The organism is Streptomyces sp. NPDC028419 (genome assembly GCF_055565515.1).
The window spans coordinates 44,614-57,015 of sequence record NZ_JBVHUE010000044.1 but is presented as its reverse complement, the minus strand read 5'-3'; the positions used below and the strand labels follow the sequence as shown (position 1 = coordinate 57,015).

Genomic DNA, 12,402 nt, shown 5'->3' with positions numbered 1-12,402 from the left:
GGGGAGACGAGAAAGAGGAAGAAAAGGAGGGAGGAAAAGACAAAAAAGGGAGAGAAAAACAAAGAGGCAGAACAACTAGGCAGGGGGGGGGGGGGGGGGGGGGGGGGCCGCCCCCCCCCCCCCCCCCCCCTTCCGTCTACCCGTGCGCACCCCGGCCCTGCCGGGACGGGCCGGGGCCCGCGGCGCCACTCCAACTTCAGCCCCGCCGGCGTTCGAGGCGCCGCCGGAGGCCACGCCTGCCGTCGGACGCCACCCGCCCCCGGCCACCACCTGCTCCGGAGGCGACGGCGGCTCGGGGAGGGCCCGCGCGTGCGCATCCCGCGCGCGCCCGGCCGTCCGGCCCGTAGAGGCGGTGGCCCGGTGTCAGCGGCGGGCCTGGAGGAGTTCCTCCAGCTGCTCCTCGCGGGCCTGGGCGGCGACGAAGAGGAGCTCGTCGCCGGATTCCAGGGTCTCCTCCGGGTGCGGGGTCAGCACCCGGTTGCCGCGGATGATGGTGACCAGCGAGGTGTCCTCGGGCCAGCTGATCTCGCCGATCTGGGTCCCGGCGAACGGGGACTCCGGCGGCAGGGTCAGCTCGACGAGGTTGGCGTCGCCGTGGCTGAAGCGCAGCAGCCGGACCAGGTCGCCGACGCTCACCGCCTCTTCGACCAGGGCCGACATGAGGCGCGGGGTGGAGACGGCGACGTCCACGCCCCAGGCCTCGTTGAAGAGCCACTCGTTCTTCGGGTTGTTGACGCGGGCCACCACGCGCGGCACCCCGTACTCGGTCTTCGCGAGCAGCGAGACGACGAGGTTCACCTTGTCGTCACCGGTGGCCGCGATGACCACGTTGCAGCGCTGGAGCGCGGCCTCGTCCAGCGAGGTGATCTCGCAGGCGTCGGCCAGCAGCCACTCGGCCTGCGGCACCCGCTCCACCGAGATGGCGGTCGGCGCCTTGTCGACGAGGAGGACCTCGTGCCCGTTCTCCAGCAGTTCGCCCGCGATGGAGCGGCCCACGGCGCCTGCGCCGGCGATCGCGACCCTCATGCGTGTGCCTCCTCGGGGCCCTCGGCGAAGGCCGCCTCGACCTTCTCGATCTCGTCCGTGCGCATCATCACGTGGACGAGGTCGCCTTCCTGGAGCACGGTCTGGGAAGTCGGCAGCATCGCCTCGCCCAGTCGGGTGAGGAACGCGACGCGCACGCCGGTCTCCTCCTGCAGGTTGCTCACCTTGTGGCCGATCCAGGCCGCGGAGGTGTGCACCTCGGCGAGCTGGACCCCGCCGCTCGGGTCGCGCCACAGCGGCTCGGCCCCGGACGGGAGCAGCCGGCGCAGCATCTGGTCGGCGGTCCACCGCACGGTCGCGACGGTGGGGATGCCGAGGCGCTGGTAGACCTCGGCGCGCTTGGGGTCGTAGATGCGGGCGGCGACGTTCTCGATGCCGAACATCTCCCGGGCCACCCGGGCGGCGATGATGTTGGAATTATCACCACTGCTGACCGCGGCGAACGCCCCCGCCTCCTCGATGCCGGCCTCGCGCAGGGTGTCCTGGTCGAAGCCGACGCCCGTGACGCGGCGGCCGCCGAAGGACGCCCCCAGCCGGCGGAACGCGGTGGGGTCCTGGTCGATCACGGCGACCGTGTGCCCCTGCTGCTCCAAGGTCTGCGCGAGGGCGGAGCCCACCCTTCCGCAGCCCATAATGACGATGTGCACGGCCGTCCTTCCGGCTGTCGGCGGCTGGCGGCCTGCCGTGGATCGCCTTTCGGGTTTCCGTCGGGTTTCCGTCGGGGGTTCCATCGGAGTTCCGTCCGGGTTCCTTCGGGGTTCCACGGGGGCCAGCCTTGTTACCTGCTCAGGCTTAACAGGGTCTCAGACCGTGGCCCAAGCTACACACGGGCGGTCACCAGTGTGACCCCAGTGTCGTCTGTTGGGGTCCCGTGGTCTGCAAATACGCCGACGTGGGGGTGGTGGTTGGCCAGCGGAATTTCCCAACGCTTACGATCCTCTGCGTGTCCAAACTGACCGACGTGCCCAAACGGATCCTGATCGGCCGGGCGCTACGCAGCGACCGCCTCGGAGAAACGCTCCTCCCCAAGCGGATCGCCCTACCCGTCTTCGCCTCCGACCCGCTCTCCTCAGTGGCATATGCCCCTGGCGAGGTACTGCTGGTCCTGTCGATCGCGGGCGTGTCGGCGTACCACTTCAGCCCGTGGATCGCGGTGGCGGTGGTCGTGCTGATGTTCACCGTCGTCGCCTCCTACCGGCAGAACGTCCACGCCTACCCGAGCGGTGGCGGCGACTACGAGGTCGCCAACACCAACCTCGGCCCCAAAGCGGGCCTCACCGTGGCCAGTGCCCTGCTGGTCGACTACGTCCTGACCGTCGCCGTCTCCATCTCCTCCGGCGTCGAGAACCTCGGCTCCGCCGTCGATTTCGTCATCGAGCACAAAGTGCTCTCCGCGATGATCATGATTCTGCTGCTCACGCTGATGAATCTGCGCGGAGTGAAGGAATCCGGGAATCTCTTCGCGATCCCGACCTATGTCTTCGTCGGCGCGGTATTCGTGATGATCGCCTGGGGCGCCTGGCGCGGCCTCGTCATGGGCGACACGATGGAGGCCCCGACGGCCCATCTGGAGATCAAGGCCGAGCACCAGGGTCTGGCGGGCTTCGCGCTCGTGTTCCTGCTGCTACGGGCCTTCTCGTCCGGCTGCGCCGCGCTCACGGGCGTCGAGGCGATCAGCAACGGCGTCCCCGCCTTCCGCAAGCCCAAGAGCAAGAACGCGGCGACCACCCTCGCCCTCATGGGCGGCCTGGCCGTGACCATGTTCTGCGGCATCATCGGCCTGGCCATGGCCACCGACGTGAAGATGGCCGAGACGCCGGCCAGCGACCTGCTCGACAAGGGCGTCCCGGTCGGCTCCGGATTCGTCCAGCACCCGGTGATCTCCCAGGTCGCCGAGGCCGTCTTCGGCAACGGCAGCTTCCTGTTCATCGTGCTCGCCGCGGCCACGGCGCTCGTCCTCTTCCTGGCCGCCAACACCGCGTACAACGGCTTCCCGCTGCTCGGCTCGATCCTCGCCCAGGACCGGTACCTGCCGCGTCAGCTGCACACCCGCGGTGACCGGCTCGCCTTCTCGAACGGCATCGTGCTGCTCGCCGGCGCCGCGATGCTGCTGGTGTGGGTCTACGACGCCGACTCGACGAAGCTCATCCAGCTCTACATCGTCGGCGTGTTCGTCTCCTTCACGCTGAGCCAGATCGGCATGGTCCGGCACTGGAACCGCCACCTGCGGACCGAGAAGGACACGGCGGCCCGCCGCCGGATGCACCGCTCCCGGGCGATCAACACCTTCGGCGCGATCTTCACCGGGCTGGTGCTGGTCGTCGTGCTCGCCACCAAGTTCACGCACGGAGCCTGGGTCGCCCTGCTCGGCATGGTGATCTTCTACGGCACGATGACCGCGATCCGCAAGCACTACGACCGGGTCTCCGCGGAGATCGCGGCGGCCGACGGTCCCTCCGAGGACAGCGTGCGGCCCTCCCGGGTCCACTCGATCGTCCTGGTCTCCAAGGTCCACAAGCCCACGCTGCGGGCCCTGGCCTTCGCCAAGCTGACCCGCTCGGACACCCTGGAGGCGCTCAGCATCAGCGTCGACCCGGTGGAGACGAAGGCGCTGCGCCAGGAGTGGGAGCGGCGCGGGATCAACGTTCCGCTCAAGATCCTCGACTCGCCGTACCGGGAGATCACCCGGCCGGTGGTGGAGTACGTGAAGGGGCTGCGCAGCGAGAACCCGCGCGACGCCGTCAGCGTCTACATCCCGGAGTACGTCGTCGGACGCTGGTACGAGCACCTGCTGCACAACCAGAGCGCGCTGCGGCTCAAGGGCCGACTGCTCTTCACCCCCGGCGTGATGGTCACCTCGGTGCCCTATCAGCTGGAGTCCTCCGAGCTGGCGAAGAAGCGGGCCAAGCGGCGGCAGGACTGGAACGCCCCGGGTGCGGTGCGCCGCGGACCCGTGGACACGCCGCGCCCGCCCCGGCCGCCGAAGTCGAAGGACAAGGACGCGGCGGCGAAGTAGGCCGTGAAGCAGAAGTGGGCCGTGAAGTAGACGCCGCCCCGTGGTGGTGAACGGCCGGACGAGATCCACGTAAACTGGTGGGTCGGTCGTCCGGCCGTTCCCGTGCGCCCCGCGATCCCCGCACCGCCCTGCACCGCCCGTGCAGATTTTCGCCCTTGAACCTTGGAGTTCCCCCACCATGACCGAGCAGCACGAGACGAAGAAGTCACTGGTCGGGGAAGAGTACGAGGTCGAGGTCGGCGCCGTTGCCCACGGCGGCCACTGCATCGCCCGCACCGCCGAGGGCCGGGTCCTGTTCGTCCGGCACACCCTGCCCGGCGAGAAGATCATCGCGAAGGTCACCGAGGGCGACGAGGACTCCCGCTTCCTGCGCGCCGACGCGGTGACCGTGCTCGAAGCCTCCAAGGACCGCATCGAGGCCCCGTGCCCCTACGCCGGCCCGGGCAAGTGCGGCGGCTGCGACTGGCAGCACGCCAAGCCCGGCGCCCAGCGCCGCCTCAAGGGCGAGGTGGTGGCCGAGCAGCTCCAGCGCCTCGCCGGGCTCACCCCCGAAGAGGCCGGCTGGGACGGCACGGTCCTGCCCGCCGAGGGCGACAAGCTGCCCGCCGGACAGGTCCCCGCCTGGCGCACCCGGGTGCAGTTCGCGATCGACGAGGACGGCCACGCGGGCCTGCGCAAGCACCGCTCGCACGACATCCAGCCCGTCGACCAGTGCCTGATCGCCTCCCCGGGCGTCACCGAGCTGGGCATCGAGAAGCGCGAGTGGCCCCAGCTGGCCGCCGTCGAGGCCATCGCGGCCTCCGGCTCCGGCGACCGCCAGGTCGTCCTCACCCCGCAGCCCGGCGGCCGCCTGCCGCTGGTCGAGCTGGACAAGCCCGTCTCGGTCCTGCGGGTCGAGGAGAAGGACGGCGGCGTCCACCGCGTCCACGGCCGCGCCTTCGTGCGCGAGCGCTCCGACGGCCGCACCTACCGCGTCGGCATGGGCGGCTTCTGGCAGATCCACCCGCAGGCCGCCGACACCCTGGTCAAGGCCGTCATGCAGGGCCTGATGCCGCGCAAGGGCGAGATGGCCCTCGACCTCTACTGCGGCGTCGGCATCTTCGCGGGCGCCCTGGCCGAGCGGCTCGGCGACACGGGCGCGGTGCTCGGCATCGAGTCGACGAAGCGCGCGGTCGAGGACGCCCGGCACAACCTCCAGGACATGGAGCGGGTCCGCATCGAGCACGGCAAGGTCGAGCAGGTCCTGCCGCGCACCAAGATCAGCGAGTGCGACCTGATCGTCCTGGACCCGCCCCGCGCGGGCGCCGGCAAGCAGACCGTCCGCCACCTGGCCGGCCTCTCCCCGCGCCGCATCGCCTACGTCGCCTGCGACCCGGCAGCCCTGGCCCGAGACCTGGCGTACTTCAAGGACAACGGCTACAAGGTCCGCACGATGCGCGTCTTCGACCTCTTCCCGATGACCCACCACGTGGAGTGCGTGGCGATCCTGGAGCCGGTGGCGAAGGGCGCCTGACCTGGGGGTTTTGCCCGTGCGCATGATGTGCTGTATGGGCGTTACGGACGATATCTTGACGCTGAAATGACGCTCGTGACGCTCATTTGACGCTCGTTCTGATGGAAAGCCAGTTGGTACTTCCTGCGGTGACGGTGGGCCGGGGTCCTCCTGCGGGAGGTGAGGGCACGAACGGTCCGCAGCTCCTATCCGGACACTGTCCAGTACGCGCTCAGGAGTAGTTGCTTGCCCAGAGGCGCTTCGGTGCCATGCCGGCGCATCTTCATCTCGCTGTAGTGGAAGTCCGCCGAGCCTGGTTCGTTTGGCCATGTTCCAACGCTTAGAGAAGTTCGGGTCTGGCAGCACGCGCAGGCTCCGGGGCCGATCGGCAAGAGCACGTCGAGGAGGTCCCAAAGCTGGACCATGGGACGGCGGCTGCCGTGTCTGGCAAAGTGGCGTCACTGCTAGACGATTCTCGTGAGGAACCTTGTGAGCACGCTCGGTAGCTTCATCTGGTCAATCGCTGACCAGCTTCGGGGCCCATATCGCCCCAACCAGTACGGGACGGTGATTCTCCCGTTCACGATCTTGAGACGGCTCGACTGCATCCTCGAGCCGGACCGCGCGGCGGTACGGGGGCTGGCTGCGAGATACGAGAACCCGAACCGGCTCAAGGTCGAGGTCAAGAAGGTCACGGGGCGGACGTTCTACAACACCTCCAACTACGAGTTCGCGAACCTACTGGCCGATGCGGACGGGCTGGCGGACAACCTCGCCGACTACATCGACCGGTTCTCCGCCGATGTGGACGTATTCGAGTACTTCGACTTCAAGAAGGAGATCCTGGCCCTGGAGAAGGCCGGGCTCCTGCGCGAGATTGTCAAGTCCTTCAGTGCTGTCGACCTGCATCCCGGTGTGGTGTCGAACTCCGACATGGGGGATGCGTTCGAGTACGTCATCCGCAAGTTCAACGAGGCCGCGAATGAGACCTCCGGAGACCACTACACGCCGCGTGATGCGATCCGGCTGCTGGTCGACCTGCTCTTCGCGGAGAAGGACGTCGACCTCACCGAGGGCGGCATCATCCGGTCGCTGTACGACCCCACCGCTGGCACCGGTGGCATGCTCTCGCTGGCAGAGGAACACTTGCTCGCCGAGAACCCCGAAGCGAAGCTGAGCCTGTACGGCCAGGAGTACAACCCGCAGTCGTACGCCATCTGTAAGTCCGACCTGCTCGCCAAGGGCCACGACGCGACCAACATCGCCTTCGGCAACACGCTCACCGACGATGCCTTCAAGGGCCGCCAGTTCGACTATTGCATGTCCAACCCCCCCTACGGGGTGGACTGGAAGCAGTACGCCAAGGCAGTCAAGGAGGAGCGCGACTCCGCCGGCCCCTACGGCCGCTTCGCCCCGGGACTCCCCGCGACCTCGGACGGCCAGATGCTCTTCCTGCTCCACTTGGCCCATAAGATGCGCGCACCCGAGGACGGCGGCGGCCGCGTCGGCATCGTCATGAACGGCTCGCCGCTGTTCAACGGTGCCGCCGATTCGGGCCCCTCCAACATCCGCAGGTGGCTGCTGGAGAACGACCTGGTCGAGGCGATCGTCGCGCTGCCGACCAACATGTTCTTCAACACCGGCATCGCCACCTACATCTGGATCCTCGACAACGCCAAGCACCCCGACCGCGAGGGCAAGGTCCAACTCATCGACGGCACGTCGTTCTGGACCAAGATGCGCAAGAACCTCGGGTCCAAGGGACGGGAGATCAGCGACGCTGACCGCGCCAAGGTCGTGCGGCTGTACGCCGACTTCAAGGACGCCGAACCCGAACTCTCCAAGGCGCTGCGCAACGACGAGTTCGGCTACTGGACCATCACACTCGAGCGTCCTCTTCTCGATGAGGACGGTAACCCTGTCGTCGACCGCAAGGGCAACCCGAAGCCTGACTCGAAGAAGCGTGACACCGAAAATGTGCCCTTCACCTACGGCAGCTCGACCGCCGGCCCGGCAGGGGAGCGCGAAGTCATCCAGGCGTACTTCGACGCGGAGGTGAAGCCGCACGTTCCTGACGCCTGGATCGACTGGGCGAAGACCAAGATCGGCTACGAGATCCCCTTCCCCCGCCATTTTTACAAGTACGTTCCGCCCCGCCCGCTAGCGGAGATCGACGCCGACCTGGAGAAGCAGGTCGCCAAGATCCTCGAGATGCTGCGAGAGGTGGAAGGATGACTCCCTTGCGCGCTGAACATTTGACGAGGATCGGATGGCTTCAAGGGCTTTCGATTCCGTCCGATTGGACCGAGTCGAAGGTCAAGTACGTTGCTCCGGGAATGCAGGCGGGAGAAGCAATCACGGCCGAATCCATCGAACCGACGGGGACTTACCCCGTGTACGGGGGCAACGGTCTCCGGGGCTACACGGAACAGAGGACCCACCACGGGACTCGCATCCTGATCGGGAGGCAGGGCGCGCTGTGCGGCAACGTGCACCTCGTGTCGGGAGAATTCTGGGCATCCGAGCATGCGATTGTTGCGCGTCCCGGCGACACCGTCGATGCACGATGGCTTGCCTATGTCCTTGAGGTCATGAACCTCGGGCAGTACTCCCAGACCGCTGCACAGCCCGGTATTGGCACCGGCCAGATCAATGCGCTATCCGTCCCGGTGCCACCTGCCCAAGAGCAGCGTGCCATCGCCGACTACCTCGACCGCGAGACGGCCTGCATCGACACGCTCATCGAGGAGCAGCAACACTTGGTTCAGATGCTGCATCTGCGCCGGCGTGCGGTTGTCGACGCGGTTCTCTCGCAGGGCCTGGAATCGGAGGCCGTGCTCTCCAAAACCGGCAGCCCGTGGCTCCCGGAGCTCCCCGATGGCTGGGAGGCAGTTCGCGCAAAGCGAGTGCTGTCGTTCGGCCCTGCGAACGGCGTGTCTCCTGCGGCTGGCGACACTGATGACCTGAAGTCGCTGTCCCTCGGAGCGATCAGGGATGGTCGGGTCATCATGGGCCCCGCGGTGACAAAGTTCGTCGACCGGTCCAGCGTCGCGAGCACGGAAGCGCTCAGGCTTCATCCTGGCGACATCTTGCTTGTTCGGGGCAACGGGAACGTGGACCTCGTGGCGCGCGCGGGCCTCGTCGGTCCTGAGTTCGCCGCCGAGGAATACATCTATCCTGACTTGCTCATCCGAATCCGCGTGAACTCGTCCATGCTCCCCGAGTTCTTCGTGTGGGCATGCAACGCGAGCCCCACGCGCGCGCAGGTGCGGGCCCAGGCTCGAACAGCAGTCGGCACCTTCAAGGTGGCGGGTGGAGACGTCCGCTCGCTGTTCCTACCCTTGCCCCCGTTGGACGAGCAGCGAGCCATCGTGGCGTACCTCGATAAGCAGACGTCGAAGATCCACACGCTCATCGCAGAGACGGAGCGATTCATCGAGCTCGCTCGGGAGCGCCGGTCGGCGTTGATCACGGCGGCGGTGACGGGGCAGATCGACGTACGAGAGGTGGCGTGATGGCCGACCACAACGAGGTGGTCTTCGAGACGGAGATCTGCGAGTACCTGCGGGATCACGGATGGCTGTACTCGAAGAATGACCGTGACGGTGGGGAGTACGACCGGGAGCGGGCCCTGTTCCCGGCGGATCTGTTCGCGTGGCTGGAGGCGACGCAGGGGCCAACGTACGAGAAGGCGTTGAAGGCGGCCGGGTCGCAGGCGAAGTTTCTCGACGTGCTAACAGCAGCGCTCGACCGACCGCTGGAACATGGCGGTGGGACGTTGAACATCCTGCGTAACGGCGTGCAGTACATCGGCGGTGGTCGGTTGAAGATGGCACAGTTTCGTCCGGAGACGTCGCTCAACGAGACCACCACGGCGCACTACGAGGCGATGCGGGTGCGAGCGGTGCGGCAGGTGCACTTCTCGACCGCCAACCAGCGCAATATCGATCTGGTGTTCTTCATCAATGGGCTCCCAGTGGCTACGGTGGAGCTGAAGACTGACTTCACCCAGTCGCTGGACGCGGCGGTCAACCAGTACAAGCAGGATCGCAATCCGTTGACGAACGGGCGGCCGGAGCCGTTGCTGTCGTTCGGTCACCGGGCTCTGGTGCACTTCGCGGTCTCGAACGGCCTGGCGGCGATGACCACGAGGCTGGAGGGGGATAAGACCCACTTCTTGCCGTTCAACGTCGGCTTCGACAGCGGTGCCGGCAACCCGCCCGGCGCGGACGGACGGTCGGCGACGGCGTACCTGTGGGAGCGGGTGTGGGAGAAGCATGCTTGGCTGAACATCATCGGGCGGTTGATGATCGTGCAGATCAAGGAAGATTGGGACGTCGCTACCGGCACCTCGGTGCGGCGAACGAGCATGCTCTTCCCACGGTTCCATCAGTGGGAGGCCGTCACGAACATCGTCGACGCGGTGAAAGAGGAGGGTGTCGGGCAGCGATACCTGATTGAGCACTCGGCCGGCTCGGGGAAGACGAACACCATTGCCTGGACGGCCCACCGGCTGGCGCGGCTGCATGTCGATGATCGGAAGGTCTTCGACTCGGTCATCGTGGTCGTGGACCGCACCGTGCTCGACTCCCAGCTGCAGGATGCGATCCGGCAGATTGACGGTACCGGAAAGATCGTCGCGACTATCAGCCCCGAGGACGTCCGTAAGGCTGGCGCGAAGTCGAAGTCGGGTCTGCTGGCACAGGCGTTGAAAAGCGGCGAGCTGATCATTGCGGTGACGGTGCAGACCTTCCCGTATGCGCTCGACGAGATCCGGACCGACGCTGGCCTGAAGGGCAAGCGGTTTGCCGTCATCGCTGATGAGGCGCACTCCTCCCAGTCGGGACAGATCTCCTCGAAGCTGAAGCAGGTGCTGACCGCTGAGGAGGTGAAGGAGATCGAGGAGGGTGGTGAGATAGATGTGGAGTCGGTGCTGGCCTCGGAGATGACCGAGCGTGCCGAGTCGGAGAACATCTCCTACTTCGCCTTCACCGCGACGCCGAAGAACAAGACGCTGGAGCTGTTCGGTCGCAAGGGACCCGACGGCAAGCCGCGAGAGTTCCACCTGTACTCGATGAAGCAGGCCATCGAGGAGGGCTACATCCTCGACGTCCTCAAGGGCTACCAGTCCTACGACACCGCGCTGAAGATCGCCGGCAAGGCCGCGAGCGGTGACGGGGGAGAGGTCGAGGAGGCCACCGCCCGCAAGGGCCTGATGCGGTGGGTGCAGCTGCACCCGACGAACATCAGCCAGAAGGCCCAGATCATCGTCGAGCACTTCCACGCCAACGTCGCCTACCTGCTCGAAGGTAAGGCGAAGGCGATGGTGGTGACCGACTGGCGCAAGTCCGCAGTGAAGTACAAGCTGGCCATCGACGCCTACATCGACAGGCGCCGCGCCGAGGACCCCGCGTACAACTACCGCACCCTGGTTGCCTTCTCCGCCGGGGTGACGATGGCCGAGGATGAAACTTGGCACAGCGGCTGGGGCCCGCAGCCGTCGCAGGATGACGAGTTCACCGAGGCGAACATGAACCCCGGTGCCGGAGCTGATCTGGCAGCCGCGTTCAAGGGCGAGACATACAAGATCATGCTAGTCGCCAACAAGTTCCAGACAGGCTTCGACCAGCCCCTGCTTTCGGCGATGTACGTCGACAAGAAGCTGCCGGGGGTGACCGCGGTGCAAACGCTCTCGAGGCTCAACCGCACCCACCGCACTGCTGGCGGAGAGCAGAAGCGCAAGACGTTCGTCATCGACTTCGCCAACAAGCCCGAGGACATCAAGGCAGCCTTCGAGCCGTACTTCAAGAACGCGACTCTAGAGACCGAGAGCGATCCGTACGTCGTCGTCCACCTGGCTGCCAAGCTCGCCCAGGCCGGAATCTACGCTGAGGACGACGTCCGCAAGGTCGCCGAGCTGTGGGTGACCCGGAAGGGCAACAATGCGCTCTCGGCGGCGATCAGCCCGGCGCAGCATGACTTCCGGCGCCGCTATGCGCGGGCGATTGAGGATGAGGACAAGGTCGCGCTCAACGCGCTCGACCTGTTCCGTAAGGATGTGTCCACCTACGTACGCCTCTATGACTTCATGTCTCAGATCGTCGACTACGGCGACCCCTACATGGAGATGCTTTCGATCTTCCTGCGCCTGCTGGAGAAGGTCATCGCCGAGTCTGCCTGGGCTGCTGAAGTAGACCTCTCCGACGTGGTGCTGGTCGGGGTCAAGCACAACAAGGCGATCCTGGTCGACATCTCGCTCGTGGGCGACGGGCAGCTGAAGGGTATCAGCGCTGCCGGCACGGGCACGAAGAAGGAGCCGAAGTACGTCGCGCTCCAGGTCGTCATAGACAAGATGAACGACCTCTTCGGCGCCGCAGCGTTCGCCGAGTCCCAGGTCAGGGAGTTCGTACAAGGGCTCGTCCAACGATTGCTGGCTGACCCGAACCTGATCAAGCAGACCAAGGTGAATTCCAAGAAGCAGTTCGTGGAGTCGCAGGACTTTCAAGCAGCCGTTACGGAGGCGGTTGCAGACAACCAGGACGCCCACAACACGATGGCTGACTACTTCTTCACCGACGGGCCGGCTATCAACTCCATCATTATCGCTCTCGCGGATGCCTTCTACGAAGCAGCGGTCGATCAGCAGGATTCCTAGGTACGACAGCACGCAGGCGGTCCCTGGCCTGCATCCCTAAAACCTAGATGCTAGGTGTTAGGCATTCTCCGGGGTGCATGTGGGATGGGCCGGCGTGCTCGGGGCGCCTCGTTTCTGGCTGTGCGCCGACCCGGCCGAAGGTGGTCAGCTTGCTGACCGGCGGAGGACGCCGCAGAAGCTAGTCCGTTCGATCGC

At 66.3% G+C, this 12,402-nt stretch carries 7 protein-coding genes; 5 read left to right on the top strand and 2 right to left on the bottom strand.

Going from position 1 to position 12,402, the window contains the following annotated elements; translation table 11 throughout:
- Nucleotides 1-363: 363 nt before the first annotated feature.
- Nucleotides 364-1,026 carry a potassium channel family protein gene (locus ACZ4UB_RS35085; protein WP_351044370.1) on the bottom strand — a complete coding sequence of 221 codons (663 nt, stop codon included), beginning with the start codon at nt 1,024-1,026 and terminating at the stop codon, nt 364-366.
- Nucleotides 1,023-1,691, bottom strand: a complete 669-nt coding sequence (locus ACZ4UB_RS35080) for a potassium channel family protein (protein ID WP_354379042.1) — start codon at nt 1,689-1,691, stop codon at nt 1,023-1,025. Before ACZ4UB_RS35080 ends, ACZ4UB_RS35085 begins: the two co-directional genes overlap by 4 nt.
- Before the next feature lie 296 nt (nt 1,692-1,987).
- Here ACZ4UB_RS35080 and ACZ4UB_RS35075 point away from each other — a divergent pair, with 296 nt between their 5' ends.
- The 5 genes from ACZ4UB_RS35075 (at nt 1,988) to ACZ4UB_RS35055 (ending at nt 12,207) form a co-directional block, all read left to right on the top strand.
- Entirely contained in the window at nt 1,988-4,060 is a 2,073-nt protein-coding gene (locus tag ACZ4UB_RS35075) for an APC family permease (protein ID WP_468076640.1), read from the top strand.
- A 178-nt stretch (nt 4,061-4,238) separates the two neighbouring features.
- Entirely contained in the window at nt 4,239-5,573 is a 1,335-nt protein-coding gene (locus ACZ4UB_RS35070; protein ID WP_468076638.1) for a class I SAM-dependent RNA methyltransferase, read from the top strand.
- Between the two features lie 468 nt (nt 5,574-6,041).
- Nucleotides 6,042-7,787, top strand: a complete 1,746-nt coding sequence (locus ACZ4UB_RS35065) for an N-6 DNA methylase (RefSeq protein ID WP_468076636.1) — start codon at nt 6,042-6,044, stop codon at nt 7,785-7,787.
- A 5-nt stretch (nt 7,788-7,792) separates the two neighbouring features.
- Nucleotides 7,793-9,067 carry a restriction endonuclease subunit S gene (locus tag ACZ4UB_RS35060; protein ID WP_468076634.1) on the top strand — a complete coding sequence of 425 codons (1,275 nt, stop codon included), beginning with the start codon at nt 7,793-7,795 and terminating at the stop codon, nt 9,065-9,067.
- Nucleotides 9,067-12,207, top strand: coding sequence for a type I restriction endonuclease subunit R (locus ACZ4UB_RS35055; protein ID WP_468076632.1), 3,141 nt, complete (start codon nt 9,067-9,069; stop codon nt 12,205-12,207). Before ACZ4UB_RS35060 ends, ACZ4UB_RS35055 begins: the two co-directional genes overlap by 1 nt.
- Nucleotides 12,208-12,402 lie beyond the last annotated feature (195 nt).